The 26,486-nt window shown below is 68.9% G+C and carries 22 protein-coding genes, 1 pseudogene and 1 riboswitch; of the genes and pseudogenes, 10 read left to right on the top strand and 13 right to left on the bottom strand.

The features are described from left to right. Positions 1-233 precede the first annotated feature (233 nt). Both cyc1 and VXC91_RS17815 read left to right on the top strand, forming a co-directional pair. Positions 234-1,319, top strand: a complete 1,086-nt coding sequence (gene cyc1 / locus VXC91_RS17810) for an epi-isozizaene synthase (RefSeq protein ID WP_329508244.1) — start codon at positions 234-236, stop codon at positions 1,317-1,319. Then, positions 1,316-2,719 carry a bifunctional albaflavenone monooxygenase/terpene synthase gene (locus VXC91_RS17815; protein ID WP_329508245.1) on the top strand — a complete coding sequence of 468 codons (1,404 nt, stop codon included), beginning with the start codon at positions 1,316-1,318 and terminating at the stop codon, positions 2,717-2,719. The genes cyc1 and VXC91_RS17815 overlap by 4 nt, the downstream gene beginning before the upstream one ends. A gap of 16 nt (positions 2,720-2,735) precedes the next feature. On the opposite strand, the gene VXC91_RS17820 is transcribed toward VXC91_RS17815, so the two are convergent. From VXC91_RS17820 to VXC91_RS17850, 7 genes and pseudogenes are all read right to left on the bottom strand, one after another. Next, positions 2,736-3,701 (bottom strand): GlxA family transcriptional regulator, encoded by a 966-nt coding sequence (locus VXC91_RS17820; RefSeq protein ID WP_329508246.1) that lies wholly within the window; start codon positions 3,699-3,701, stop codon positions 2,736-2,738. Positions 3,702-3,958: 257 nt separating this feature from the next. Beyond that, complete coding sequence (locus tag VXC91_RS17825; protein ID WP_329508247.1) at positions 3,959-4,969, bottom strand: ribonucleotide-diphosphate reductase subunit beta; 1,011 nt, start codon at positions 4,967-4,969, stop codon at positions 3,959-3,961. A 116-nt stretch (positions 4,970-5,085) separates the two neighbouring features. After that, positions 5,086-7,470, bottom strand: a complete 2,385-nt coding sequence (locus tag VXC91_RS17830; protein ID WP_329508248.1) for a ribonucleoside-diphosphate reductase subunit alpha — start codon at positions 7,468-7,470, stop codon at positions 5,086-5,088. A gap of 124 nt (positions 7,471-7,594) precedes the next feature. Then, positions 7,595-7,734: riboswitch (cobalamin riboswitch) on the bottom strand. 55 nt (positions 7,735-7,789) lie between these two features. Beyond that, positions 7,790-8,027: pseudogene (locus VXC91_RS17835) on the bottom strand (GNAT family N-acetyltransferase); the annotation flags it as partial. A 141-nt stretch (positions 8,028-8,168) separates the two neighbouring features. Beyond that, positions 8,169-9,797 carry a monocarboxylate uptake permease MctP gene (gene mctP, locus VXC91_RS17840; protein ID WP_329508249.1) on the bottom strand — a complete coding sequence of 543 codons (1,629 nt, stop codon included), beginning with the start codon at positions 9,795-9,797 and terminating at the stop codon, positions 8,169-8,171. After that, positions 9,794-10,015: a DUF3311 domain-containing protein gene (locus tag VXC91_RS17845; protein WP_329508250.1), complete on the bottom strand. Its 222-nt coding sequence runs from the start codon at positions 10,013-10,015 to the stop codon at positions 9,794-9,796. Before VXC91_RS17845 ends, mctP begins: the two co-directional genes overlap by 4 nt. 370 nt (positions 10,016-10,385) lie before the next feature. Then, the gene (locus tag VXC91_RS17850; RefSeq protein WP_329508251.1) at positions 10,386-11,150 is read right to left on the bottom strand and encodes a GntR family transcriptional regulator; all 765 of its coding nucleotides are present in this window, start codon (positions 11,148-11,150) and stop codon (positions 10,386-10,388) included. A 445-nt stretch (positions 11,151-11,595) separates the two neighbouring features. Between VXC91_RS17850 and VXC91_RS17855 the strand changes: the two genes are divergently transcribed. From VXC91_RS17855 to VXC91_RS17870, 4 genes are all read left to right on the top strand, one after another. Continuing rightward, entirely contained in the window at positions 11,596-12,882 is a 1,287-nt protein-coding gene (locus VXC91_RS17855; RefSeq protein ID WP_329508252.1) for an extracellular solute-binding protein, read from the top strand. A 162-nt stretch (positions 12,883-13,044) separates the two neighbouring features. Continuing rightward, positions 13,045-14,031, top strand: a complete 987-nt coding sequence (locus VXC91_RS17860) for a carbohydrate ABC transporter permease (protein WP_329508253.1) — start codon at positions 13,045-13,047, stop codon at positions 14,029-14,031. After that, positions 14,028-14,876: a carbohydrate ABC transporter permease gene (locus tag VXC91_RS17865; protein ID WP_329508254.1), complete on the top strand. Its 849-nt coding sequence runs from the start codon at positions 14,028-14,030 to the stop codon at positions 14,874-14,876. Before VXC91_RS17860 ends, VXC91_RS17865 begins: the two co-directional genes overlap by 4 nt. A gap of 10 nt (positions 14,877-14,886) precedes the next feature. After that, a complete protein-coding gene (locus VXC91_RS17870) occupies positions 14,887-16,389 on the top strand; it encodes a glycoside hydrolase family 3 protein (RefSeq protein WP_329508255.1) in 1,503 nt (500 codons plus the stop codon). 109 nt (positions 16,390-16,498) lie between these two features. Here VXC91_RS17870 and nagB read toward each other — a convergent pair whose 3' ends face one another. After that, positions 16,499-17,284 (bottom strand): glucosamine-6-phosphate deaminase, encoded by a 786-nt coding sequence (gene nagB / locus VXC91_RS17875; protein WP_329508256.1) that lies wholly within the window; start codon positions 17,282-17,284, stop codon positions 16,499-16,501. Between the two features lie 400 nt (positions 17,285-17,684). Between nagB and VXC91_RS17880 the strand changes: the two genes are divergently transcribed. Together VXC91_RS17880 and VXC91_RS17885 are read left to right on the top strand one after the other, a co-directional pair. Next, complete coding sequence (locus VXC91_RS17880; RefSeq protein ID WP_408057404.1) at positions 17,685-18,404, top strand: TetR/AcrR family transcriptional regulator; 720 nt, start codon at positions 17,685-17,687, stop codon at positions 18,402-18,404. A gap of 412 nt (positions 18,405-18,816) precedes the next feature. Next, entirely contained in the window at positions 18,817-20,292 is a 1,476-nt protein-coding gene (locus VXC91_RS17885) for a sensor histidine kinase (RefSeq protein ID WP_329508257.1), read from the top strand. 182 nt (positions 20,293-20,474) lie between these two features. On the opposite strand, the gene VXC91_RS17890 is transcribed toward VXC91_RS17885, so the two are convergent. Both VXC91_RS17890 and VXC91_RS17895 read right to left on the bottom strand, forming a co-directional pair. Further along, positions 20,475-20,732, bottom strand: a complete 258-nt coding sequence (locus tag VXC91_RS17890) for a WhiB family transcriptional regulator (RefSeq protein ID WP_003992873.1) — start codon at positions 20,730-20,732, stop codon at positions 20,475-20,477. 318 nt (positions 20,733-21,050) lie between these two features. After that, on the bottom strand, positions 21,051-22,019 hold the full coding sequence (locus VXC91_RS17895) for a diacylglycerol/lipid kinase family protein (RefSeq protein WP_329508258.1): 969 nt from the start codon (positions 22,017-22,019) through the stop codon (positions 21,051-21,053). A 124-nt stretch (positions 22,020-22,143) separates the two neighbouring features. Here VXC91_RS17895 and VXC91_RS17900 point away from each other — a divergent pair, with 124 nt between their 5' ends. After that, a complete protein-coding gene (locus VXC91_RS17900) occupies positions 22,144-22,593 on the top strand; it encodes a hypothetical protein (RefSeq protein ID WP_329508259.1) in 450 nt (149 codons plus the stop codon). A 67-nt stretch (positions 22,594-22,660) separates the two neighbouring features. Here the strand turns inward: VXC91_RS17900 and VXC91_RS17905 are convergent, their stop codons facing one another. The 3 genes from VXC91_RS17905 to VXC91_RS17915 all read right to left on the bottom strand — a co-directional run bounded on the left by VXC91_RS17905 (position 22,661) and on the right by VXC91_RS17915 (position 24,783). After that, positions 22,661-23,818, bottom strand: a complete 1,158-nt coding sequence (locus VXC91_RS17905; protein WP_329508265.1) for an RNA polymerase sigma factor SigF — start codon at positions 23,816-23,818, stop codon at positions 22,661-22,663. A gap of 17 nt (positions 23,819-23,835) precedes the next feature. Continuing rightward, positions 23,836-24,249 (bottom strand): ATP-binding protein, encoded by a 414-nt coding sequence (locus VXC91_RS17910; RefSeq protein ID WP_329508260.1) that lies wholly within the window; start codon positions 24,247-24,249, stop codon positions 23,836-23,838. A 273-nt stretch (positions 24,250-24,522) separates the two neighbouring features. After that, entirely contained in the window at positions 24,523-24,783 is a 261-nt protein-coding gene (locus tag VXC91_RS17915) for a UBP-type zinc finger domain-containing protein (protein ID WP_329508261.1), read from the bottom strand. 96 nt (positions 24,784-24,879) lie between these two features. Between VXC91_RS17915 and VXC91_RS17920 the strand changes: the two genes are divergently transcribed. Then, positions 24,880-26,475: a Na+/H+ antiporter gene (locus VXC91_RS17920; protein WP_329508262.1), complete on the top strand. Its 1,596-nt coding sequence runs from the start codon at positions 24,880-24,882 to the stop codon at positions 26,473-26,475. Positions 26,476-26,486 lie beyond the last annotated feature (11 nt).

The raw sequence follows: 26,486 nt of genomic DNA on the forward strand, positions 1-26,486 counted from the left end.
CGAACAGGCGCCGTTCACATGTGCGTCGCACGTTCGATCCCTTGTGCGCCTGAACTGATCCATATTCAGTCACGCGGGGAGATTCTCGGCACTATGGGGTGGTGAGTGGAGCAAATCCGTTCCCAGACCGGTCAGTTGTAGTGCTCAATGGAAAGCGCGGGGATACGCAACGGCGCGCGCCCGGCACGGCGGGAGGGGTGCGTCGCCAACCGGCGGCTGAGAGGGGTTTGTTCGTGCCAGCTTTCCCACACAGCACTTCATCGACGGCGATCGTGGTCGCGGTTCCACCGGCGCTCTCCTTGCCGGTGATCGAGGCCGAGTTTCCTCGTCGACTGCACCCATATTGGCCCCGCCTGCAGGAGAAGACGCGTTCCTGGCTGCTGGAAAAGCGGCTGATGCCGGCGGACAAGGTCGAAGAACATGCCGACGGACTGTGCTACACCGACCTCATGGCGGGTTACTACATAGGTGCCCCCGACGAGGTCCTGCAGGCGATAGCGGACTACAGTGCGTGGTTCTTCGTCTGGGACGACCGCCACGACCGTGACATCGTCCACCGGCGGCCCGTCGCCTGGCAGCGCCTGAGGTTCCGGTTGCACGAGGCCCTGGACTCTCCCAGGGACCATCTGCACCACCCGGATCCCCTGGTCGCGGGGTTCGCGGACAGCATGGTGCGGCTGTACTCGTTCCTGGGCAAGAAGTGGAACGCACGCTTCGCCCGGCACTTCCACGCGGTGATCGAGGCGTACGACCGGGAGTTCCGCAACCGCACCTCCGGGATCGTCCCGACGGTCGAGGCCTATCTCGAACTCCGCCGGCTCACCTTCGCGCACTGGATCTGGACCGATCTGCTGGAGCCGAGCGCGCAGACAGAGCTGCCGGACGCCGTGCGGAAACATCCCGGATACCGGCGGGCGGCATTGCTGAGCCAGGAATTCGCGGCCTGGTACAACGACCTGTGTTCACTCCCCAAGGAAATCGCGGGGGACGAGGTCCACAATCTCGGAATCAGTCTCATCCATCATGAGGGGTTGACGCTCGAGGAGGCTGTGAAGGAAGTACGCCGACGGGTCGAGGAATGTATATCGGATTTCCTCGTCGCCGAAAAAGAGGCGCTGTGTTTCGCCGATTCCCTCGCGGACGACACCGTGCGCGGCCGGGAATTGAGCGCCGCCATGAAGGCGATCGTCGCGAACATGCGGAACTGGTTCAGCACCGTGTACTGGTTCCACCACGAGTCCGGCCGGTACATGGTCGACAGCTGGGACGATCGCTCGACACCCCCGTACGTCAACAACGAAGCGGCAGGTGAGAAATGACCCTGGAATCGTCCCCCGACCTCTCCGCTCCGCCCGAGAAGGGGGCACCCCCACGGTCCGGGGCCCCGGCGGAGCTCCGCGTCCCGCCGGTCGCCGCGGGCGGCGTGCCCGGTCTCGGCCACGGGTTGAAGCTGGCCCGCGACCCGCTGGGCTTTCTGTCCGGGCTGCGTGACGATGGTGACGTCGTACGGCTGAAGCTCGGGCCGAAGACGGTGTACGCCATCACCACCCCGGAGCTCACCGGCGCCCTCGCCCTCAGCACCGACTTCAAGATCGGCGGCCCGCTGTGGGAGTCGCTCGAGGGGCTGCTCGGCAAGCAGGGGGTGGCCACCACCAACGGGCCGCTGCACCAGCGTCAGCGGCGGTCGATCCAGCCTGCCTTCCGGCTGGAGGCCATCCCCGCCTACGGGCCGATCATGGCGCAGGAGGCGCACGCTCTCGTGGAGCGCTGGCAGTCCGGCGCGACCATCGACGTCATGGCGGAGTCGTTCCGCGTGGCCGTCCGGGTCGCCGCCCGCTGCCTGATGCGCGGCAGCTACATGGACGAGCGGTCCGAGCGGATATGCGCAGCCCTCGCCACACTGTTCAGCGGCATGTACCAACGCATGGTGATACCGCTCGGACCGCTGTATCGCCTGCCGCTCCCGGCCAACCGCGAATTCAACCGGGCGTTGGCCGATTTGCATCTCCTGGTCGACGAGATCGTCGCTGCCCGCCGGGCATCCAGTCAAAAGCCGGACGATTTGCTCTCGGCTTTGCTGGCGGCGAAGGACGAGAATGGCGAGCCCATTGGGGAACAGGAGATCCACGACCAGGTCGTCGCCATCGTCACGGCCGGCAGCGAAACAGTGGGTTCCATGGTCATGTCGCTGCTCCAGGCTCTTACGGATCACCCGGATCAGGCGGACAAGATCCACGGAGAGGTGAAAACGGTCGTGGGCGAGCGGCCGGTCTCATTCGATGATGTCCGAAACTTGCCGCACACCGGGAATGTCATCGTCGAGACAATGCGTTTGCGTCCCGCCGTATGGATTTTGACGCGGCGGGCGGTGACCGACACCGCGCTCGGCGGGTATCGCATTCCGGCCGGGGCCGACGTCGTGTACAGCCCGTACGCCATACAGCGCGACCCCCGGTCGTACGAGCGGCACGCGGAGTTCGATCCCGACCGCTGGCTTCCGGGACGCGCCAAGGACGTCCCCAAGTACGCGATGACCCCGTTCGGCGTGGGCAACCGGAAGTGCCCTGGCGACCACTTCTCGATGGCCGAACTCACGCTCATCACGGCGGCGGTGGCATCCGCCTACCGCTTCGAGCAGGCACCCGGTTCCGACGACAGGCCCCGCATCGGCATCACACTGCGCCCGCGCAGGCTGCTGCTGAAGCCCCTGCCCCGGTGACCGTTCCGGCGCACGTTCAGGCGGCCTGCGGGCCCCTGAACGTGCGCCGGTAGGCGTACGGCGTGATGCCGAGGGCGCGGACGAACTGATGCCGCAGCGCCGCCGCCGTGCCGAAGCCGGTGCGGTCGGCGATCGTGTCCATCGTCTCGTCGGTGCCCTCCAGCAACTCCTGGGCCAACAGCACCCGTTGGCGCAGGATCCAGCGGTACGGGGTGGTGCCGGTCTCCTGCTGGAAACGGCGGGCGAAGGTGCGCGGCGACATATGGGCGCGGACGGCCAGCTGCTCCACGGTCACCTCCTGGTCGAGGTTCCGCTCCATCCACGCCAGCACCTCGGCGACCGTGTCGCACTGCGACCGGGGCAGGGGCCTCTCGATGTACTGGGCCTGGCCGCCGTCGCGGTGCGGCGGAACCACCATGCGCCGGGCGATCTTGTTGGCGACCTCAGGACCCTGCTCCTTGCGCACGATGTGCAGGCAGGCGTCGATGCCGGCGGCGGTGCCGGCGGAGGTGATCACCGGGTCCTCGTCGACATAGAGGACGTCAGGTTCGATGACCGCCCGTGGGTTGCGCAGGGCCAGCTCCCGCGCGTGCCGCCAGTGCACGCTGCACCGCCGCCCGTCCAGCAGCCCCGCGGCGCCCAGCACGAAGACCCCCGAGCACACGCTGAGGACGCGTGCGCCCCGCTCCGCCGCCCGGACCAGGGCGTCGAGCAACTCGGGCGGATAGTCACGCGTGACGTACTCGTTGCCGGCCGGCACGGCGATCAGGTCGGCCTCCTCCAGCCGGTCCAGTCCGTACGGCGTCGAGACCGTGAGACCACCCACGTGGGTGCGGAGCGAGGGGCCCTCCGCCGAGACCACGGCGAAGTCGTACACCGGGAGCCCCTCGTCACTGCGGTCGATGCCGAACACCTCGCACACGACGCCGAGTTCGAAGGGGTGCACACCGTCGAGCAGGACGGCGGCCACGTTCTTCAGCATGCGACCAGTGTGCCTCGGAAGTGGCAGTAATTCGAGAGTGTGCGGCAGCCCTGCCACTGACGGTAAGCAGCATCCGGCGGGACAGTGATGTACATGAACACGAACCAGACGGAAGCCCTGATCGGCATGGCCGTCGTCCTCGCAGCCCTGGTTCTCCTGGTCCTCCCGTCACTGATCGGTGCCGCGCACGAGCGGCGCATCGACCGACAGATCAGGGAGGCCCAGGAGGCACGGGAAGGACAGGAGAAAATGCGGACTCAGAAGTCCTCGTCGAGGTCGACGGTGCCCTCGACCGCCACCTGGTACGCCGAAGGACGCCGCTCGAAGAAGTTGGTCAGCTCCTGAACACCCTGGAGTTCCATGAAGGAGAAGGGGTTCTCGGAGCCGTACACGGGGGCGAAGCCGAGGCGCGTGAGGCGCTGATCGGCGACGCACTCCAGGTACTGCCGCATCGAGTCGGTGTTCATGCCGGGGAGGCCGTCACCGCACAGGTCGCGCGCGAACTGCAGCTCGGCCTCGACGGCCTCCTTCAGCATGTCGGTGACCTGCCGCTCCAGCGCGTCGTCGAAGAGGTCCGGCTCCTCCTTGCGCACGGTGTCCACGACGTCGAAGGCGAAGGACATGTGCATCGTCTCGTCGCGGAACACCCAGTTGGTGCCCGTGGCCAGACCGTGCAGCAGGCCACGGCTGCGGAACCAGTAGACGTAGGCGAAGGCGCCGTAGAAGAAGAGGCCCTCGATGCACGCGGCGAAGCAGATCAGGTTGAGCAGGAAGCGCCGGCGGTCCGCCTCGGTCTCCAGCCGGTCGACCTGCTCCACCGAGTCCATCCATGTGAAGCAGAACTCGGCCTTCTCGCGGATGGAGGGGATGCTCTCGACCGCGGCGAACGCCGCCGCCCGGTCCTCCGGGTCGGGCAGGTAGGTGTCCAGCAGCGTCAGATAGAACTGGACGTGCACCGCTTCCTCGAAGAGCTGCCTGCTCAGATACAGGCGTGCCTCGGGGGAGTTGATGTGCTTGTAGAGCGTCAGCACCAGATTGTTCGCCACGATCGAGTCGCCCGTCGCGAAGAACGCGACCAGACGGCCGATCAGATGCTGCTCGCCCGGCGTGAGCTTGGCGAGGTCGGTGACGTCCGAGTGGAGGTCGACCTCCTCCACGGTCCAGGTGTTCTTGATGGCGTCGCGGTACCGCTCGTAGAAGTCGGGGTAGCGCATCGGGCGCAGAGTCAGCTCGAAGCCGGGGTCGAGCAGGTTCCGGGGTCGGTTCATCACTGTCGGCGCGAAGCGCCGTCCTCCTGGGGTGGTGGTCGGGTGGCGGGGTCGGTTTATTACTGTCGGCGCGAAGCGCCGTCCTCCTGGGGTGGTGGTCGGGTGGCGGGTGGGAATTACTGGCAGGCCTCGCAGGACTCGGGGTTTTCAAGGGAGCAGGCGACGGCTTCGGGGTCGGCGACCTGCTGGAGGGGGATGGCCGGGCGGGCCTGGGCGGCGCGGGCGATGCGGGTCGCGGGACGCGAGCGCAGATAGTACGTCGTCTTCAGGCCCTGCTTCCACGCGTACGCGTACATCGAGGAGAGCTTGCCGATGGTCGGTGTCTCCATGAAGAGGTTCAGGGACTGGGCCTGGTCCAGGAACGGGGTCCGGGCGGCGGCCATGTCGATCAGGCCGCGCTGCGGAATCTCCCACGCGGTGCGGTACAGCGTGCGCACGTCCTCGGGGATCCAGGCGAAGTCCTGCACCGAGCCGTTCGAGTCGCGCAGCGCCTCACGGGTGCGTGCGTCCCAGACGCCCAGCTCCTTGAGGTCCTTCACCAGATACGAGTTGACCTGGAGGAACTCGCCGGACAGTGTCTCGCGCTTGAAGAGGTTGGAGACCTGCGGCTCGATGCACTCGTACACGCCCGCGATGGAGGCGATGGTGGCGGTCGGCGCGATGGCCAGGAGCAGCGAGTTGCGCATGCCGACGGCGGCGATCCGCTCCCGCAGGGCCGACCAGCGTTCCGGCCAGGTCGGCTGAATGCCGTAGTGGTCGGGGTGCAGCACGCCCCGGGCGGTACGGGTCTTCTCCCAGGCGGGCAGCGGGCCGTTGCGCTCGGCGAGGTCGGCGGAGGCCTCGTACGCGGCGAGCATGATGCGCTCGGCGATCCGGGTGGAGAGGGCCTTGGCCTCGGGGGAGTCGAAGGGCAGACGCAGCTGGAAGAAGACGTCTTGCAGACCCATGACGCCGAGGCCGACAGGACGCCACTTGGCGTTGGAGCGGCCCGCCTGCTCGGTCGGGTAGAAGTTGATGTCGACGACGCGGTCGAGGAAGGTGACGGCGGTGCGGACGGTGGCGTCCAGCCGCTCCCAGTCCAGATCGCCGTTCGCGGGGCCGACGAACGCGCCGAGGTTGACGGAGCCCAGGTTGCAGACCGCCGTCTCCCCGTCGTCCGTGACCTCCAGGATCTCCGTGCAGAGGTTGGAGGAGTGGATGACATGGCCCCGCTCGGCCGTCTGGTTGGCGGTGCGGTTGGCGGCGTCCTTGAAGGTCATCCAGCCGTTGCCGGTCTGCGCGAGGGTGCGCATCATCCGGCCGTACAGATCCCGCGCGGGCATGGTCTTCTTCGCCAGACCCGCCGCCTCGGCCCCCCGGTAGGCCGCATCGAACTCCTCGCCCCACAGGTCGGCCAGCTCCGGCACGTCCGACGGAGAGAACAGCGACCACTGCCCGTCGGCGTCGACCCGGCGCATGAACTCGTCCGGGACCCAGTGCGCGAGGTTGAGGTTGTGCGTGCGGCGGGCGTCCTCGCCGGTGTTGTCGCGCAACTCCAGGAACTCCTCGATGTCGGAGTGCCAGGTCTCGAGATAGACGGCGGCGGCACCCTTGCGGCGGCCGCCCTGGTTCACGGCGGCGACGGAGGCGTCGAGGGTCTTCAGGAACGGGACGATGCCGTTGGAGTGCCCGTTCGTGCCCCGGATGAGGGACCCGCGGGAGCGGATGCGCGAGTACGACAGACCGATGCCGCCGGCGTGCTTGGACAGGCGGGCGACCTGGTGGTAGCGCTCGTAGAGGGAGTCCAGCTCGTCCTTCGGGGAATCGAGCAGGTAGCAGGACGACATCTGCGGGTGCCGCGTGCCGGAGTTGAAGAGCGTGGGGGAGGAGGGCAGGTAGTCGAGGCGGCTCATGAGCCCGTAGAGCGAGGCGACTTCGTCCACCGAGCGGGTGGTGTCGTCCCCGGCGAGACCGGAGGCGACCCGGAGCATGAAGTGCTGGGGCGTCTCGATGACCTTGCGGGTGATCGGGTGCCGGAGGAGATAGCGGCTGTGGAGGGTGCGCAGGCCGAAGTAGCCGAAGCGGTCGTCGGCGTCGGAGTCGACGAGGGCGTCGAGGTAATCGGCGTGCAGGCGTACGAACTCGGCGGTGCGGTCGGCGATGAGCCCTTCCCGGTGTCCCACCGCGACGGACTCGGTGAAGGAGGTGACGCCCTGGGAGGCGGCCTCGGCACGGATGCCGATCGTCAGCAGCCGGGCGGCCAGCTTCGAGTAGGCGGGGTCCTCGGAGATGAGGCCGGCGGCCGCCTCCGTGGCCAACTCGCGCAGTTCCGTGACGATCTCGGAGTCCCCGCGAGCGGACCGGCCGCGCAGTGCGGCGGCGGCGACCCGTGCGGGGTCGGCGTCGGGGAGGTCGGCGGTCAGCCCGGTCAAGGTCCGCAGCAGCGCGGCACCGGGACCGTCGGTCACCGTCGGTGTCGTGGACGGTGTCGCTGAAGCCCGATCGGCTGGCGCGATGGTCACGTGGGGCTCTCCCTCGCTCGGCACGGGGGCCTGGCGGAGGGCAGGGGGCAGCTCACGAGCGCACGCGGCGTCGCGTCCACCGGCCCATTCCACGAGACCCGGACGTCGGGCGCCCGGGCCGGACCGGCCGGGCGCACTGTCGGCAGGTCCTCGGACTGACGCGAGCACGCGCCCGTCGGGGGGACGGACACGCACAAGTACACCGTTGCGGGACAGTTCCGGATTCGCACCGGATTCCCCTGCGGCGACAGCGAGCATGAGCATACATCTTGTGCCGGACGGGGGCGCCACCCCCAGATGTTGTGTCGCGCTCGTCTCGGAGCGTCAACGCGTAGGCGAGGAGAGTGATGTCGTCGAGATCGGGGAGGGGATTCCAGTCCCGCTCGGGTGTACGAACGAAGCCCTGACGTTCGTAGAGGCGATGGGCGGAGTGCATGATGCGCTGGGTGGACAGCACGATCCGTTTGCAGCCCTCCGTGGCCCGGGCGTGGTCGACGCACGCGCGGACGAGCGACTCGCCTGCGCCACCGGCCGCGCGCGGCGTGGGCGACCGCGAGCGGTGCCCGACAGGTACGACAACGGGCCGCCGCATTTCAGCTGCCGGCGGCCCGTTGGGGGTCGTACGTGGCGGGGCGCCCCCAGGGGCGGAGCCGCTCAGGGGAACGGTCCCACGCCCTGGGGAGTCGTCCTCGTGTCGGTCAGTGGGTCGTTCCCGCAGTCGCGGACGGCAGGTCCACCTCGACGCCCGGGTCGCCCGCGTCCGCCGTGTAGTCCCCGGGCCGGGTCTCGTCGGTACCCTCCGGAGCCTTGACCGCCTTCAGGACGAAGGTCAGCACCACCGTGACGACGACGTTCAGCAGGAACGCCGTCAGGCCGATGTAGCCGATCTCGCCGATGCCGGGGATCTCCGTGGCCGAGCCGCCGAAGTGCTTCTGGGTGGGTGAGGCGACGCCGTACGCAGCGACCGTGCCGTACACCATGCCGACCGCCCAGCCCGCGAGCAGCGCCCAGCGGTGGAACCAGCGGGTGAACAGACCGCCGACCAGGGCCGGGAAGGTCTGCAGGATCCAGATTCCGCCGAGCAGCTGGAAGTTGATCGCCACCGTCTTGTCCATGGTGAGGACGAAGACCAGGGCGCCCACCTTCACCAGCAGCGACACGATCTTGGAGACCCTGGTCTCCTGCGCGGGCGTGGCGTCGGGCTTGATGAAGTCCTTGTAGATATTGCGCGTGAAGAGGTTCGCGGCCGCAATGGACATGATGGCCGCCGGGACGAGCGCGCCGATGCCGATCGCCGCGAAGGCCACGCCGGCGAACCAGTCCGGGAACATGTTCTCGAACAGCTGCGGGATCGCCAGCTGCCCGTTCTGCACCTTCACACCGGCCGCGATGGCCATGAAGCCGAGCAGTGCCAGCAGGCCCAGCATCAGCGAGTACAGCGGCAGGATGGAGGTGTTGCGGCGGATCACCTCACGGTTGCGCGAGGACAGCGTCGCCGTGATCGAGTGCGGGTACATGAACAGCGCGAGCGCCGAGCCCAGGGCGAGTGTCGCGTAGGTCCACTGGCCCGCCTCCGGAGGTGCGAGGGCGCCACGCGGCTTGCCCGTCGCCGGGTTGACCTCGCTGAACGCCTGGCCCGCCTTCGCGAAGATGTCGTCGAAGCCGCCCAGCTTGATCGGTATGTAGATGATCGCCACCGCGATGACGATGTAGATCAGCGTGTCCTTCACGAATGCGATCAGCGCGGGCGCCCGCAGACCCGAGGAGTACGTGTACGCCGCCAGGACACCGAAGGCGATCAGCAGCGGCAGGTCCTTCACGATCCAGTTCGTGTTCTCACCGCCGCCCACGCCCATCACGTCCAGCACGGCCTGAATGCCGACCAGCTGGAGCGCGATGTAGGGCATCGTCGCCAGGATGCCGGTCACCGCCACCGCCAGCGACAGCCCCTTGGAGCCGAAGCGGCCGCGCACGAAGTCCGAGGTCGTCACGTATCCGTGCCGATGTGACACCGACCACAGGCGGGGCAGGAACGTGAAGATCAGCGGGTAGACGATGATCGTGTACGGCACCGCGAAGAAGCCCGCCGCGCCCGCCGCATAGATCACCGCCGGTACGGCCACGAAGGTGTATGCCGTGTACAGGTCACCGCCGAGCAGGAACCAGGTGACCCAGGTGCCGAACGAGCGACCGCCGAGGCCCCACTCGTCGAGGCTGTGCTCGTTCTCCGCCCTGCGCCAGCGCGCCGCCAGGAACCCCATGACGGTGACGGCCAGGAAGAAGAAGATGCAGACGCCGAGCGCGACGCCGTTCACGCCGTCCTTCATTCCGCCGCACCTCCCTTCCGGCCGGTGCGGGCACGCTGGTCACGCTGCCACAGCTTGTACGCGATCATCGTCAGCGCCGTGGAGATCAGCACCCAGAGCATCTGGTACCAGTAGAAGAACGGGATGCCGATGAAGGCGGGGTCGGTCTTCGCATAGGAGCCGACCCACAGCATGGCTACGAAGGGTGCTACGAGGCAGAGGGCGATGACGACGCGCATGGGCGTCACCACCGCTGCTCTGCTCGCATCTGGCTGATTTGACATCGAGCGGTTCCGTCCCCTCACTGATCACCGATGTAACGCGCAGGCAATGTAGGTGACGTGCAGGGAAAGCGGAAGCCCCCGTCCGCATATCGGTTTCCAACAGAAATGGAAACCCCGCGGCGAGGGCGTGCCGATCTTCACGAATGGGGAGGGGCAGGTCAGGGCCGGGCGCGGGAGCGCATGCGTCCGCGCACGACGATCCGGGGACCCAGGGGCATCGGGCGTTCGCGGTGCGTAACGACCTCCCTCGGCGCTGTGCGGCGCCGGAAGGACCGCGGGGCGGAGGCAGCGGCCCCGCCACACTCCGTGCCGGACCGCGCGTGGCTCATTCCTGTGGCCGCTTGAGCCTGGCCACGAACTTGTACCGGTCCCCTCGGTACACGGACCGCACCCACTCCACCGGGTTGCCCTCCCGGTCCAGTGAGTGCCGGGAGAGCATCAGCATCGGCAGGCCCACGTCCGTGCCGAGCAGACCGGCCTCGCGCGGGGTGGCCAGTGACGTCTCGATGGTCTCCTCGGCCTCCGCGAGGTGGACGTCGTACACCTCCGCGAGCGCCGTGTAGAGGGAGGTGTACTTCACCAGCGACCGCCGCAGCGCCGGGAAGCGCTTGGCGGACAGATGCGTCGTCTCGATCGCCATCGGCTCGCCGCTGGCCAGCCGCAGCCGCTCGATGCGCAGCACCCGGCCGCCGGCCGAGATGTCGAGCAGCCCGGCGAGCGTGTCGTCGGCTGTGATGTAGCCGATGTCCAGCAATTGAGAGGTCGGTTCCAGGCCCTGGGCGCGCATGTCCTCGGTGTACGAGGTGAGTTGCAGCGCCTGCGAGACCTTCGGCTTGGCGACGAACGTGCCCTTGCCCTGGATGCGCTCGAGGCGTCCCTCGACGACCAGTTCCTGGAGGGCCTGGCGCACGGTCGTCCGCGAGGTGTCGAACTCCGCGGCCAGTGTGCGCTCCGGCGGTACCGGCGTACCGGGCGGCAGTGTCTCCGTCATATCGAGCAAATGCTTCTTCAGACGGTAGTACTTGGGCACGCGAGCGGTGCGGACGGTCGGCCCACCCTCGCTCTCCGCACTGCTGACGTCGGCGTTCATGCTCTGCCTTCCCGGCTCCGGGTGCCGAAGCGACCGACACGCCGTCGGCCTCGGCTCACATCGTGGCACGGCTGCACGAGGGGTCACCCCGCATGCTCCGCGATCCCCGTCAAGCGGCCGGGGATCCCCTCTGTATACCTTCGGCACTCCCGATGGTCTAGTCCACCAGGCCGAAGTGGTCCAGTCGAGCACGCTCGAAGTGGTCTACCCGTTTTCGCAGGGTTCTTGCTTATTTTCGCCGGGCTCCTACTTAAAGGTTCTTGCATATATAGGTCCCATAACGGCGGCCTTGAGCGCGGTGAACACCCTTGACACTCCTATTGGTCTGGGCCAAGCTTCCCGCACTGGTCTACACCATTGGTCCAGTTCCCGGCCCCACGGGCGGTACTCGTCGTCAGTCGCCGCGGGGACAAGGGGGGTTGGTGGCATCCCTGAGGAGGATGGCGTGAAGCGCAAGCTGATAGCCGCGATCGGAATCGCGGGCATGATGGTCTCCATCGCGGCGTGCGGGGACAGTGGCAGCAAGTCCGGGGGGTCGGACAAGGGAGCGGACGCCAAGCAACTCACCGTCTGGCTGACGGTCGACGCCCAGAACAACTGGCCCGCCCTGGTGAAGGCCGCCGACGACGCCGTGACGAAGAAGCACCCCGGCCTCAAGATCAAGCACGAGTACTACGGCTGGCCGGACAAGAACACCAAGCTCGACGCCGTCCTCGCCACCGACAAGGCGCCCGACGTGGTCGAGATGGGCAACACCGAGATGCTCGGCTACATGGTCAAGGGCGCCTTCGCCCCCGTCGACCCGTCCGCGTTCGAGAACTCCGGACAGTGGCTGGACGGCCTCAAGGCCTCGGTGACGTACGAGGGCAAGACGTACGGCGTCCCGTACTACGCCGGCGGCCGCGTCGCCAACTGGCGCAAGGACGTCGCCGCTTCGGTCGGCATCAAGGCGCCCCCGAAGACGTACCAGGAGCTGACCGCCGACCTGGACAAGATCCAGAAGAAGGAGGGCGCCAAGTTCAACGCCTGGTACCAGCCGACGCGCGACTGGTACGCGGCGATGTCCTTCGTCTACGACGCGGGCGGGTCGATCGCCAAGGAGGAGGGCGGCCAGTGGAAGGCCAGCCTCTCCTCGCCGGAGTCCCTCAAGGGGCTGAACGAGTTCAAGACCATCGTCGACACGTACATGCACGGCGACAAGACCAAGGACGAGTCGGACCGTTACATCGTCTACGGCCAGGGCAAGTCCGCCATGATCTTCGGTGCCGCGTGGGAGGGCGCGACCGCGGCCGACCCGAAGAACGACAAGACCGGCGAGCTCAAGGACAACCTCGAGAACTTCGTGATGCCCGGCCCGTCCGGCAAGAACATCCCGGTGTTCCTCGGCGGTTCGGACCTCGCGATCCCGGTGAAGTCCAAGGCACAGGCGCTGGCCGCCGAGTGGATCAACGCGTTCACCGGCCCCGAGGGTCAGAAGGGCCTGATGGCCAAGGGCAACCTGCCCAACAACAAGACCGACCTCGCCACGCTGAAGAACGACCCGGCGACGGCGGTCCCGGCCACCGCGGCCGAGTCCAACTGGTTCGTCCCGATGGCACCGGGCTGGGGCCAGGTCGAGAAGGCACAGATCCTGCAGACCATGCTGCAGAACATCGGCACCGGCAAGAAGACGGTCGAGGCCGCCGCGAAGGACGCGGACGCCGCGATCGACAAGGTCATCAACGTCAAGTGACCTGAGCGCAGGGCTCCGTGACCCCGTGGGACTTCGGGGCGGGGCCCTGCCTCCCGTACGCCGCGCGGGCGTCACTCCCGTGCGGCGTACGGGATTCCGCCTTCGTACGACCGTGCGGGGCTTCGCCCTCGTACGACCTGAGGGACTCCTGAGGAGCGCGCGATGAGTGCCGCAGACACGACCACCCCCGCCAAGGTGCCGCCGCCGCGGCCGGCGCCACAACGGGCCGTCCCGGATCGGCCACGCAGAGGGCGCACGTCGAACGGGACCGCGGTCCCGTGGGTGCTGCTTGCGCCCTGCCTGCTGATCCTCGTCCTGGTCATGGGCTATCCACTGGTCCGCCTGGTCACCCTGTCCTTCCAGAAGTTCGGTCAGTCCCAGCTCTGGGGCTTCCAGCCCGCCGAGTCGGTCGGGTTGGCCAACTTCGGGACGGTGCTGGGGGACGGCGAGTTCTGGGCCGTCGTGCTGCGCACGATCGTCTTCGCCGCGGGCTGCGTGATCTTCACCATGGTCGTCGGCATGCTGATCGCGCTGCTGCTGCAGCGGGTCTCCGGCTGGCTGAAAACGCTGATCAACATCGTGCTGGTGGCCAGCTGGGGCATGCCGGTCATCGTGGCCACCACGGTCTTCAAGTGGCTCTTCGACTCGGACTACGGCATCCTCAACGCGCTGCTGAGCAGGCTGCCCGGAGTGGAGCTGATCGGGCACAACTGGTTCGCGAGCGGACCGCAGGGCCTTGCCGTGATCATGCTTCTCGTGGTGTGGGGGGCGGTGCCGTTCGTCGTCATCACGCTCTCCGCCGGCCTGACCCAGGTCCCCAAGGAGCTGGAGGAAGCGGCCCGTCTGGACGGTGCGACCGGGTGGGGCGTCTTCCGCCATGTCACCCTGCCGATCCTCAAGCCGATCATCGTGATGCTCACGACCCTCTCGGTGATCTGGGACATGGGCGTCTTCCCGCAGGTCTTCGTGATGCGCAACGGCCATCCGGAGCCGGAGTTCCAGTTGCTCCAGACCTATTCCTACGACCGCGCGTTCGTCGTCAACGACTACGCACAGGGTTCGGCGATCGCCCTGCTGACCGTGCTGCTGCTGCTCGGTGTGGTCGCCGTGTACATGCGTCAGATGCTGAAGATCGGAGAGGTCGAATGAGCGCCATCGCCACCGGGGGGCGCCGCCGCGCAACGTCCCGGCTCGGCTGGAACCTTCTCGGCCTGCTCGTCTTCGTCACCGCGGGCTTCCCCGTCTACTGGATGGTCGACACGGCCTTCAAACCGGCCAAGGACGCCATCGATCCCGACCCGAGCCTGCTGCCGACGGGCTTCACCCTGGCCAACTTCAGCCGGGCGCTGGACATCGCCGACTTCTGGGGGCCGGTCGGGCGCAGCCTGATCGTGTCGCTGTCCGTCGTCGCCGTCGGCATCGCCGTCGGCCTGCTGGCCGCGCTCGCCATCTCCCGCTTCGCCTTCCGCGGCCGGAAGATCGTGATCGTGGGCATTCTGGCGGTCCAGATGGTGCCGGCGGTCTCCATGATCATCCCGGTCTTCCTGCTCCTCAACGACCTCGGCCAGTACGACAAGTTGACGGGCCTGATCATCACCTACCTCACCTTCATCCTCCCGTTCACGGTGTGGACGCTGCGGGGGTTCGTCGTCAACATCCCGCGCGAACTGGAGGAGGCGGCGATGGTCGACGGCTGCTCGCGCACCGGCGCGTTCCTGCGCGTGGTCTTCCCCCTGCTCGCCCCCGGCCTGGTCGCCACCTCGGTCTACGGCTTCATCCAGGCCTGGAACGAGTATCTGTACGCCCTGATGCTGATGAGCCAGGAGAACCAGACCGCGACCGTCTGGCTCGGCAACTTCACGACCAAGCACGGCACCGAGTACGCCCCGATGATGGCCGGTTCCACGATGATGGCGGTGCCGATCGTTCTTCTCTTCCTCCTCGTCCAGCGCAAGATGGCCGCGGGCCTCACCGCGGGCGCCGTGAAGGGATAACTCCACCCCGATGACGACATTCGCCAGCGGCACCGACACCCTCACGCGCGACGCGCTGACGGTCCTCCAGCCCGGCTTCACCGGTACCACCGCCCCCGACTGGCTGCTGCGGCGCCTCGGCGAGGGCCTGGCGTCGGTGGGACTGTTCGGCCGCAACATCGCCTCGCGGGAGCAACTTGCTGCTCTGACTGCCCAATTGCGCGCCGAACGCGACGACGTGCTCGTCGCCGTCGACGAGGAGGGAGGTGACGTCACCCGTCTGGAGGTGAGAACGGGGTCCTCCTTCCCGGGCAACCACGCTCTGGGCGCGGTGGACGACGTGGACCTGACCCGCCGGGTGGCACACGAACTCGGACGCCGGCTCGCCGAGTGCGGGGTCAACCTCGACTGGGCCCCGTCGGCCGACGTGAATTCCAATCCCGCGAACCCCGTCATCGGGGTGCGCTCCTTCGGCTCGGACACGGATCTGGTGGCCCGGCACACCGCCGCATACGTCACCGGCCTTCAGTCGGCCGGTGTCGCGGCCTGCACCAAGCACTTCCCCGGACACGGTGACACCGCGGTCGACTCCCATCATGCGCTGCCGCGCATCGACGCGGGTCCTTCGGCGCTCCAGGAGCGCGAACTCGCACCGTTCCGCGCGGCCATCGCCGCCGGTACGCGCGCCGTGATGAGCGCGCACATCCTGGTTCCGGCCCTGGACCCGGAGCGCCCGGCGACGCTGTCCCGACGCGTCCTGACCGAGCTGCTGCGGGGCGAACTCGGCTACGACGGGCTGATCGTCACCGACGGCATGGAGATGCAGGCCATCGCCGGGACATACGGCATCGAGCGCGGCAGCGTCCTCGCCATCGCGGCCGGAGCGGACGCCATCTGTGTGGGCGGCGGCCTCGCGGACGACGAGACGGTACGGCGGCTGCGGGACGCCCTGGTCGCGGCCGTGCGTGAGGGCGAACTGGCCGAGGGAAGGCTGGCCGAGGCGGCGGAACGCGTACGGGCCCTGGCGCGGTGGGCGGCGTCGGCTTCGGCGGGAGCCGCGGCGGCGCGGCCGTCCACCGATGACGGCGTCGGCATGGTCGCCGCCCGGCGCGCGCTCACGGTCTCCGGCGCGCAGGGCTTCACCCCGCTCACCGAGCCGCCCTACGTCGCAGCCCTCACCCCGGTCGCCAACATCGCGGTGGGCACGGAGACCCCGTGGGGGGTGGCGGCGGAACTGTCCCGGCTGCTTCCGGGGACGGGGACGGGCAGCTTCGCGGGGGAGGAGGCGGGGCGGGCCGCGCTGGAAGCCGCCGGGGCGCGGCGGCTCGTGGCCGTGATCCGGGACGAGCACCGTCACCCGTGGATGGCCGCGGCCCTCGACACGATCCTGGCGGAACGCCCCGAGACGATCGTGGTCGAGATGGGCGTCCCCCAGGCCGTTCCCCGCGGCGCGCTGCACATCGCCACGCACGGCGCGGCGCGGGTCTGCGGGCGGGCGGCGGCGGAGGTCATCGCGGGCGCCCAGCCGGTATGACGCAGGCGCCGGCCTCCCCCCGAGGGGCGGCCGGCGCCCGAGTGTGATCTCCGTGGCCCCTAGTGCGGCGACCGGAAAGGTTCACCGGCAGACCTTTCCGGCCACAGCACTAGATGCCCTGCCAGTGGGGTTTGTTGGCGTAGGTGTGCCGGAAGTAGCCGGCGAGCTTCAGCTTGGACGCGGCGGCCTCGTCCGCGACGACCGTCGCGTGGGGGTGGAGCTGGAGCGCGGAGGCCGGGCAGATCGCCGCGACCGGGCCCTCGACCGTGGCGGCGACCGCGTCGGCCTTGCCTTCGCCGGTGGCCAGGAGCACGAGGTGCCGCGCCTCCAGGATGGTTCCGATGCCCTGGGTGATCACGTGCTGCGGCACCTGGTCGATGTCGCTGTCGAAGAAGCGAGCGTTGTCGATCCGGGTCTGCTGGGTCAGTGTCTTGATCCGCGTGCGTGACGCGAGCGAGGAGCACGGTTCGTTGAACCCGATGTGCCCGTCGGTCCCGATGCCGAGCAACTGCATGTCCACGCCGCCTGCCGCGGCCAGCCCCCGGTCGTACGCCTCGCACGCCGCCTGCACGTCCTCGGCGGTGCCGTCCGGCCCCATGAACGCGTCCATGCCGATCCCGAGTGGCTCCAGCACCTCGCGCCGGAGCACCGAACGGTACGACTCCGGGTGCTCGGCGGGCAGCCCCACGTATTCGTCGAGCTGTGCGATCCGGGCCCGCGAGGTGTCCACGGCACCGGCGGCCACCTTGGCGGCCAGCGCCTCGTAGACGGGCAGCGGGGTCGACCCGGTGGCCACCCCGAGCAGGGCGTCGGGCTTGCGCCGGAGCAGCTGCGCCATGGCCTCGGCGATGAGCTCGCCACCCGCCTTGGCGTCCGGAACGATGACAACTTCCACGCTGGGCCTGCCGATCTGGAGAGGGCTCGCCGGGAACCGAAGGAACAAATGTGGTATAGACCAATCTAGCAGACGGCCGCTCCGGAGGGCGGCCGCCGAGGCCCGGGTCCCCGTGCCCATCATGTCCGGTTCGTCCCCCGGATGCGCGGATGGCCGGACGGGGGAGTGGGATGGAGTCGGCCGACGCCCTGCGTCAGGACGAGGTCCGCGCCCTCGCCAAGGTGACGCAGACACGCTGAGGCGACGCGGGGGCCGGACGAGCGGGCCCCCGGCCGTCTCCACCCGGCTGCCCTTGATCACCGTCCGGCGTGGGGAATGCCGGCCCGGACCGTGGTGGGCGACGCAGTGCGGGCCCTTCGCGAGGGCTTTTTTCTCTAGCACCCGCTATAAAATCCACGCCATGGAGAACAGCCGGGAGAAGGTACTGCGGTCCGGGCCCGCTCCCGCGGCCGACGAGGGACCCACCGCCGGGCGGACGCCGGCCCGGCCGCGCGGTCGCCCCCGTTCCTTCGACCGCGAAGCCGCGCTCGAGAAGGCCGTGCTCGCCTTCTGGGAGCGCGGCTACGAGGCCACCTCCGTCGCCGACCTCACCCAGGTCATGGGCATCGGCGCGCCCAGTCTGTACGCGGCGTTCGGCGACAAGCGGTCGCTGTTCGAGGAGGTCGTCGGCGTCTACACCGACCGGTACGGGTCCTTCGGTGCGCGCGCTCTCGCCGAGGAGCCCACGGTCCGTGGCGCCTTCCAGCGCATGCTCCGCGAGGCCGCCGACCTCTACACGGCCCCCGGGCATCCGCACGGCTGTCTCGTCATCCACGCCGCCACCAACTGCACGACCCCCGAGGTCGAGGAGTCGCTCCGGGTGCGGCGCAACGAGGACATCGCCGCCTTCGAGAGCAGGGTCGGAGCCGGGATCGCCGCCGGTGAACTACCCGCCGGCACCGACGCCCGCGCGCTTGCCCGGTATGCCCGCGCGATCATCCAGGGCATGTCCCAGCAGGCGCGCGACGGCGCGAGCCGGGAGGAACTGGCGGCACTCGCCGACATGGCGATGTCGATCTGGCCCCGTGTGCGGGCCGACCGGGTCTACGCTGCCGGTGAGTCGTCGGGGGATGTCCGATAAAGAGACAACAACAAACATCCGCCAACTCATGGACACACGCCCTCGGACGCAGCACCATGGTTCCGGACATGGTCTAGTCCACCAGGGCCAGACACGGTGAGTACAGTGAGTCCCTCGTCGCGCGGGCGAGAGGACGTGACACACAGACCTCCGTCTTCCCCGCACAGGAAGGCGGACCGAGGATCCGGTGCTCTCTGCCCTGACTGCTCCGGCTCCTCGACCTTCGGCCGACCGGGACCGCACACCCCACGGCCGTTGCTGCTCCGGGCTGCGGTGCCGGGAGGGTTGAGGGTCCCTCCCAGGCGCCGCGGCCCGCGGGTGTCTGCGGGGCCGTTCACGGACCGTCACCGGCCGGATCGTCCAGGTCGGCTGATTTCGGTCGTTGCCCGAGCCCCCAGGTACCCTCGCTGACGTGCCCTCCATGAACGAACTGGTCCGCCAGCACACCGCCCTCAGCAACTCCGACCTGGAGTGGCTGCACCTGCTGGTGTCGGAGTGGCAGCTGCTGTCGGACCTCTCCTTCGCCGACCTGGTCCTGTGGGTGCCCACGCGCGACGGCACGCGGTATGTCTCGGTCGCCCAGATGCGTCCCAACACCGGCCCCACCTCGTACCAGGACGACATGGTCGGCCACCTCGTCCCGCGAGGCCGCCGCCCCATGCTGGACGCGGCCCTGGACGAGGGCCGGATCGTGCGCGAGGGGGATCCGGAGTGGCGCGAGGAGGTCCCGGTCCGGGTCGAGTCCATCCCCGTGCGGCGTGAGGGCCGTGTCCTCGGCGTCATCGCCCGCAACACCAATCTGCTGACCGTGCGGACGCCTAGCCGCCTGGAGCTGACCTACCTGCAGAGCGCCTCCGACCTCGCTCAGATGATCGCCGCGGGCTCCTTCCCCTTTCCCGACCAGCAGGTCGACATGGACGCCTCGCCGCGCGTCGGAGACGGGCTGATCAGGCTGGACGTGGACGGGGTCGTCCAGTACGCGTCGCCGAACGCGCTGTCGGCGTACCACCGCCTGGGCCTCGCGTCCGACCTCGTCGGCCAGCATCTCGGCAAGGCCACCGCCGAACTCGCCCCGACTCGGGGTCCGGTGGACGAGGCGCTCGTCAAGGTCGCCAGCGGCTGGGCGCCGCGTGAGTTCGAGATCGAGGCGCGCGACGGAGTGATCCAGTTCCGCGCGATCCCCCTCAAGCCGAAGGGCACACGTATAGGTTCGCTCGTCCTGCTCCGGGACGTCACCGAACTGCGGCGCCGTGAGCGCGAGTTGATGACCAAGGACGCGACCATCCGGGAGATCCACCACCGGGTGAAGAACAACCTTCAGACGGTCGCCGCTCTGCTCCGCCTCCAGGCCCGCCGTATCGAGTCCGAGCGGGGACGGGAGGCGCTCGAGGAGGCCGTCCGGCGCGTGGGCTCGATTGCGATCGTGCACGAGACGCTGTCCCAGAACCTGGACGAGCGGGTGGAGTTCGACGAGATCGCCGACCGGGTGCTCGCGATGGTCGCCGAGATCTCGCCCGGCACAGTGACCGGTCGGCGCAGCGGTCGCTTCGGGATCCTGGACGCCGAGGTCGCGACCCCGCTCTCCATGGTGCTGACCGAGATTCTGCAGAACGCCCTCGAACACGGCTTCCGGCAGGGCGACACCGGGACCGTCGAGGTCTCGGCGGTCCGTGGCGGCACGACGAAGGAAGCCCGCCTGCTGGTCACCGTCCAGGACGACGGGGTCGGCCTGCCCGAGGGCTTCGACCCGCACACGGCGGGCAACCTCGGCCTTCAGATCGTACGGACGCTGGTGGAAGGCGAGTTGGGCGGCACGTTCGACATGGTTCCGGCCCCGGAGCGCGGTACCCGGGTGATCCTGGACATCCCGGTGCGCTCGCAGAAGTGAGAGCCTCGCACGGGTGAGCGGCACCGGACAGCAATGAGCCCCGGACCACAAGTGGCCCGGGGCTAAAGCTCAGTTGTCAGCTATTGCTGCGCATCGTGGGTACTGCGCGCTGCGGCTCGGGGGCGGGAGATGCGTACTCGCTGTACGCGCCGCCAAGCTCAGGCTCGTACGGGGCGGGTGTGTCAGGCGGAGGCCTGACGGGCCCGGTTGCGGGCAGCGCGGCGCTTCATGGCGCGGCGCTCGTCCTCGCTGAGACCACCCCAGACGCCGGAGTCCTGCCCGGACTCGAGCGCCCACTGCAGGCACTGCTCGATAACCGGGCAGCGACGGCAGACGGCCTTGGCTTCCTCGATCTGCAGCAGCGCAGGACCAGTGTTGCCGATGGGGAAGAAGAGCTCGGGGTCTTCCTCGCGGCAAACGGCGTTGTGACGCCAGTCCATGGCTGCTACCTCTCCGTGGTATTACGTGCAGATTGCTTGTGAATGTGAACGCTTTCACGAATCCCTCAACAAGTGAAGGGCCGACCGTCAGACTCACTGACGTGGTCCTGTGGAATGAGGAGGGGTTCGGGCTCTCTGTGGGGCCGATGAAGCGGGCCGTCGCGAGCGCCACGTAGAGACTCGCAAACCTCAGCGGCGGATACAACCCCTTCCGGAAAGTTTTTTTTGATTCCTTGGTGTCGACTCGGTCACAGCCGTACTTCCAAAGGGTGGATCCTGGCCTAAACGTTCGAGTGAAAGGACTTTAGCCTCTTCTGCTCACACAATCACACGCAGTGCACGGCGTACGCCTGTGAACGTCACGCTCGTACGCAGTCCTAGGTGGTCGCCGTCCATCTGGAGGGGCAGGGGAACCTTCGAATGCAAGGTGAAGCCGCTCAGGTCGTGCAATGAGACCACGTGCTTGCCGCGGGGTCCTTGTTCGGGGGACGAAGCGAGCAACTGGGCCGCATACCGGGCAACGGAGACCGTCGACACGCGGCTGAGGCCGAGTACGTCGAGCCCGGTATCGAACGACGCCTTGGGTGACGCGTACACCGGACGATTGCCGAGGAACGTCCAGGGTGCCGTGTTGCAGATTATGGACAGGACGAGACCGGTGACCGGCTCCTCGCCGTCCCGCTCCAGGGTGATCGTTCCGTGCCTGCGGTTCGGTTCGTCCAGAAACTGACGCACCGTCTGGCGCAGATACAGGGCATGGGTCGAGCGCTTGCCCCGCTCCCGCTGCTGCTCCACCCGGCCGACCACACCCGCGTCGAAGCCGAGGCCGGCGTTGAAGGTGAACCAACGGGAGGGCACCGCCTCGTCCGGGGTGCCGGGGGTGCCGGCGGCGAGGCCGAGACCGACCGTGCGCTCGCGCTTCTTGTGCAGGGCGTCGAGGATCGCTCCGGTGGCCTCCACCGCGTGGTTGGGCAGTCCCAGGGCGCGGGCGAAGACATTGGTCGAGCCGCCGGGGACCACGGCGAGGAGGGGGAGCCGGTCGGGGTCGGGCCCATGGTGCAGCAGGCCGTTCACGACCTCGTTGACCGTGCCGTCGCCGCCGAGGGCCACCACCAGGTCGATGTCGTTGCTCTCCGCGGCCCGGCGGCCGAGGTCGCGCGCGTGCCCCCGGTACTCCGTGGTGACCGCCTCGAGCTTCATCTCGCTCGCCAGGGCGTGGATCAGAACGTCACGGGTGCGTGCGCTTGTGGTGGTGGCTGCCGGATTGATCACGAGAAGTGCACGCATAGGTTGCAGCGTACCTACTGGGGAGTACTCGGCCCAGACCGAGGTAGGGATCCGGTAAGAAAGGGGGCGCGGCCGGGGAGAAGGGGCCGGCGGTGGGGGTTCGCCCGACGGATACCCTTCAGGGGTGAGCGCTGAGCAGAACCCCACCCACCGGACCCCCGAAGCCGAGCCCCGTCCCGTGCGGCTGACCGCCGCCGCGGCGCTGGCCGGACTGGAAGGGCTCGCCCTGGTCGTCGCCGGGGTCTGGATTCTCGTCCTGGGCATCACGGGCTCGCCGGACGACCGTGAACAGGCCGTCACCGGCGGCGTCACCCTGATCGTGCTCGCGCTGCTGCCCCTGCTGGCCGCGCGCGGTCTGCTGCTGCGGCGCAGCTGGAGCCGGGGGCCCGCCGTCATCACGCAGATCATGGCGCTGCCCGTGGCCTACAACCTGCTCCAGGCCGACAGCATGGCGATCCCGTGCGGCATCGCGCTCGCGGCCGTCTCGGTGGTGGCGCTGGTGCTCCTTGTGAACCCCGCGACGACGCGGGCGCTGGGCATCCGGGGGCCAGGGAACGCACCGAACCAGAAGTAGACGGCTCGGTGTCGGCGTCCGCCGACCCAGGCACCGCAGGGGCGACCGGATTCCGGTCGCCCCTGCGTCACTCCTCGACCAGCAACTTCTCCCGCAGCTGCGCCAGCGTCCGGGCCAGCAGACGCGAGACGTGCATCTGCGAGATGCCGACCTCCTGCGCGATCTGCGACTGCGTCATGTTCCCGAAGAAGCGGAGCAGCAGAATCCGCTTCTCTCGCGGCGGAAGGTCCTCGAGCAGCGGTTTCAGCGATTCCCGGTACTCGACACCCTCCAGCGCCTCGTCCTCCGCGCCGAGGGTGTCCGCGACCGCGGGGGACTCGTCGTCCGTGTCCGGGACGTCCAGGGACAGCGTCGAGTACGCGTTCGCGGACTCCAGGCCCTCCAGGACCTCCTCCTCCGAGATGGCCAGCTTCTCGGCCAACTCGTGCACCGTGGGGGAGCGGCCGTGCTGCTGGGAGAGCTCGGCCGTGGCCGTCGTCAGGGCCAGGCGCAGTTCCTGCAGACGCCGCGGCACCCGTACCGCCCACCCCTTGTCGCGGAAGTGGCGCTTGATCTCGCCGACGACCGTCGGGGTGGCGTATGTGGAGAACTCGACTCCGCGCTCCGGGTCGAAGCGGTCGACCGACTTGATCAGACCGATCGTGGCGACCTGGGTCAGATCGTCCAGGGGCTCGCCCCGGTTGCGGAAGCGGCGCGCGAGGTGCTCGACGAGCGGCAGGTGCATACGGACCAGCTGGTTGCGCAGCTCCGCGTACTCCGGGCTGCCCTCCTTCAGCTTGCGCAGCTCGACGAACATGGCCCGCGCTCCGGTGCGGTCCTGTGTGTCGTGCTGGGCACCGCCCGGCACGCTCTGCTCGGCGTTTCGCTCGTGCTCGCTCATCGTCCCGCCCGTCACCCTTCCCCAGGCTGTCGGCTCCTCCCTCACCCTCGACTTCGCTCGAGCGGAGGGACCCCTATGAGCCGGGGAGGCCCCACTTACTCCGGACGACGTGCTCCGCGGGGCGGCATCTGCGCCCGTCCGACCGCCGCCCCGGAGGGGAAGCGCCTCGTCCGCCGCGGCCGATCCCGCCTGCGGGGGCGCCGCGACCGCCGAAGCCTCGTCCTCCGGGTGCGCACGGGCCTGTTCGGGGATGCCGTCCACGCCTTCCGTCATGCGCCGCGACCCGCTCGGGTCGCCGCCGTTGCCGGCAGAGAGTTCCCGTGCGCCGCGCTCTTCGTCCCGCACCGGTCCGTCCCCGTTCGTCACGCCGGCCCGGGTCCCGCGCCGCGCTGTTTGTAGAGGCTGATGGACACGGTCTTGTCGTCGGCGACCGCGGAGGAGACCTTGCCGGCCAGGGCCGCCAGAACGGTCCACGCGAAGGTGTCCCGTGAGGGAGCGTGACCGTCCGTGGTCGGAGCCGAGACGGTGACCTCGAGCGAGTCGTCGATGAGCCGGAAGACACAGCTGAGCACCGATCCCGGCACGGCCTGCTGCAGCAGGATCGCGCAGGCCTCGTCGACGGCGATGCGCAGGTCCTCGATCTCGTCGAGGGTGAAGTCCAAACGGGCCGCGAGACCGGCCGTGGCCGTGCGCAGCACCGACAGGTAGGCACCCGCTGCCGGCAGCCGGACTTCCACGAAGTCCTGGGTCGCGGGGTCGCCTGCGATCTGGGACACCCTCACCTCCAAGGTGGTACAAGCTCTTTCGGGGCCGAGGGTCGCCCCCCGGGGTAACGCTCTACGTGGTTCAGCGGTGACGCTATCGCGCTATCGGCTTTCCTGTCCCCGGGGCCCCGACCCCCTGCTGTCACTCATGGTAAACCCATGAATACGCACAGTGGCTAGAGGTCTGCGGGCCCAAATGGGAAGAGCATGCGCCGGTTTGACGTACCCAGACGTCAGACCGCCGAACCGTCCGGATCCAGAGTCACACGAGCGGGGATCCTCCGGTCACACGAGTACATGGTCGACAAAGCACCAGCGCCAGTTCTCGCCCGGCTCGAAGGTGCGCATCACGGGGTGGCCGCTGTCGCTGTGGTGCGACGTCGCGTGCCGCAGGGGCGAGGAGTCGCAGCAGCCCACGTGCCCGCACTCCAGGCACAGCCGCAGCTGCACCGGGTGCGTGCCGGCGGCGAGGCACTCCATGCATGTCTCGCTCTGGGGCTCGGGCTCCGGGTGCGGCAGCGCGCCGGCGTGCGTGCACTGTTTCATGATGGCCAGGTTACGACGGGTCCGCGCGAAGCCGCGCGGAGAGCGGGGCGGGCAGGGCCGGGAAGCCGTGGGGACGACGAGGGCGGGCGAGAGACGATGAATGTGTTGCCATTGCTGTTGCTGGTGGCCGGAAGTGCCGCCGTGGCCGGGACGGCGCGGCGCACCCCGGTGCCCGCGCCTCTGCTGCTGGTCGCAGCGGGTCTCGCGGTCTCGTACCTGCCGGGGGTGCCCGAGTACGCCCTGGATCCCGAGATCGTGCTGCCTCTGGTGCTGCCCCCGCTGCTGTACACGGCGGCCACCGACAGCTCGTACCTGGATCTGCGGGCGCAGATGCGGCCCGTGGCCCTGCTGTCCGTCGGCTACGTGCTGTTCGCGACGCTCGTGGTGGGCTGGGCGGTGTACCTGATCGTGCCGGGCATGCCGCTGACCGCCGCCTTGGTGCTGGGCGCGGTGGTCGCACCGCCGGACGCGGTCGCGGCGACGGCGGTCGCGCGGCGGGTGGGGCTGCCGTCGCGGATCACCACGATCCTGCAGGGCGAGTCGCTGGTGAACGACGCGACCGCGATCACCGCCTACAAGGTGGCCCTCGCGGCCGCGGTCGGCGAGGGTGCGACCTGGGCGGGCGGGCTGCGGGAGTTCCTCGTGGCGGCGATCGGCGGTGTGGCGGTCGGTCTGGTGCTCATGATGCCGATCCACTGGTTGCGTACGCACCTGAAGGAGGCGCTGCTGCAGAACACCCTCTCCTTGCTGATCCCGTTCGTCGCCTACGGCGCCGCGGAGTGGGTCCATGCGTCCGGGGTGCTCGCCGTGGTCGTCGTCGCCCTCTACCTCGGCTACCACAACTGGCAGGTCGACTTCGCGACCCGGCTCCAGGAGGAGGCGGTGTGGAAGATGGTCGCCTTCGTCCTGGAGTCGGCGGTGTTCGCGCTGATCGGCCTGCAACTGCCGGTCGTCCTGAGAGGACTCGGCCCGTACGAGGGCACGCGCGCCGCCTGGTATGCGGTGGCCGTGTTCCTCGTGGTCGTCCTGGCGCGGTTCGTGTGGGTGTATCCGGCGACCTTCCTGCCGCGGGCGCTGTTCAGACGCATCCGGGAGCGCGAGGAGCGTCAGACGTGGCAGGGGGCGTTCATCATCGGCTGGGCCGGGATGCGGGGCGTGGTCTCGCTCGCGATCGCCTTCTCGATCCCCCGGACGATGCACGACGGCAGCGCCTTCCCCTTCCGCAACCTGATCCTCTTCCTGACCTTCACGACGGTGATCGGCACGCTGGTGGTGCAGGGGCTGACCCTGCCCCCGCTGATCCGGTTGCTGCGGCTGCCGGGGCGTGACGTGCAGGCGGAGACTCTCGCGGAGGCCAACGCGCAGGCGCAGGCGTCCCGCGCGGCCGAGACATGCCTCGACGCGCTTCTCGACGACGAGCGCAACGCCCTGCCACCGCCGCTCGCCGACCGTCTGCGCGCGGTACTGGAGCGCCGGCGCAATGCGGTCTGGGAGCGGCTCGGGTCGGTGAACCCGATCACCGGCGAAACGCACGACGACACCTACCGGCGTCTGTCCCGTCAGATGATCGGCGCGGAACGGGAGGTCTTCGTGAGGCTCCGCAACCACCGCTACATCGACGACGAGATGCTCCGTACGTTGCTGCGACGGCTGGACCTGGAGGAGGCGGCGGCCTTCCGGGAGACCATGTGAGCCGGTCCGCG

This window comes from Streptomyces chiangmaiensis (assembly GCF_036281785.1).
Taxonomy (GTDB): domain Bacteria; phylum Actinomycetota; class Actinomycetes; order Streptomycetales; family Streptomycetaceae; genus Streptomyces; species Streptomyces chiangmaiensis.

Bases quoted from the DNA above. Each gene is read 5' to 3' on its own strand.
- VXC91_RS17825 (WP_329508247.1), bottom strand. From the start codon at position 4,969: ATGAACCGACCCCGGAACCTGCTCGACCCCGGCTTCGAGCTGACTCTG.
- VXC91_RS17870 (WP_329508255.1), top strand. From the start codon at position 14,887: ATGACGACATTCGCCAGCGGCACCGACACCCTCACGCGCGACGCGCTG.
- VXC91_RS17920 (WP_329508262.1), top strand. From the start codon at position 24,880: ATGAATGTGTTGCCATTGCTGTTGCTGGTGGCCGGAAGTGCCGCCGTG.
- mctP (WP_329508249.1), bottom strand. From the start codon at position 9,797: ATGAAGGACGGCGTGAACGGCGTCGCGCTCGGCGTCTGCATCTTCTTC.
- VXC91_RS17915 (WP_329508261.1), bottom strand. From the start codon at position 24,783: ATGAAACAGTGCACGCACGCCGGCGCGCTGCCGCACCCGGAGCCCGAG.
- VXC91_RS17815 (WP_329508245.1), top strand. From the start codon at position 1,316: ATGACCCTGGAATCGTCCCCCGACCTCTCCGCTCCGCCCGAGAAGGGG.
- VXC91_RS17895 (WP_329508258.1), bottom strand. From the start codon at position 22,019: ATGCGTGCACTTCTCGTGATCAATCCGGCAGCCACCACCACAAGCGCA.
- VXC91_RS17880 (WP_408057404.1), top strand. From the start codon at position 17,685: ATGGAGAACAGCCGGGAGAAGGTACTGCGGTCCGGGCCCGCTCCCGCG.
- VXC91_RS17820 (WP_329508246.1), bottom strand. From the start codon at position 3,701: ATGCTGAAGAACGTGGCCGCCGTCCTGCTCGACGGTGTGCACCCCTTC.
- VXC91_RS17850 (WP_329508251.1), bottom strand. From the start codon at position 11,150: ATGAACGCCGACGTCAGCAGTGCGGAGAGCGAGGGTGGGCCGACCGTC.
- VXC91_RS17860 (WP_329508253.1), top strand. From the start codon at position 13,045: ATGAGTGCCGCAGACACGACCACCCCCGCCAAGGTGCCGCCGCCGCGG.
- VXC91_RS17865 (WP_329508254.1), top strand. From the start codon at position 14,028: ATGAGCGCCATCGCCACCGGGGGGCGCCGCCGCGCAACGTCCCGGCTC.
- VXC91_RS17890 (WP_003992873.1), bottom strand. From the start codon at position 20,732: ATGGACTGGCGTCACAACGCCGTTTGCCGCGAGGAAGACCCCGAGCTC.
- VXC91_RS17845 (WP_329508250.1), bottom strand. From the start codon at position 10,015: ATGCGCGTCGTCATCGCCCTCTGCCTCGTAGCACCCTTCGTAGCCATG.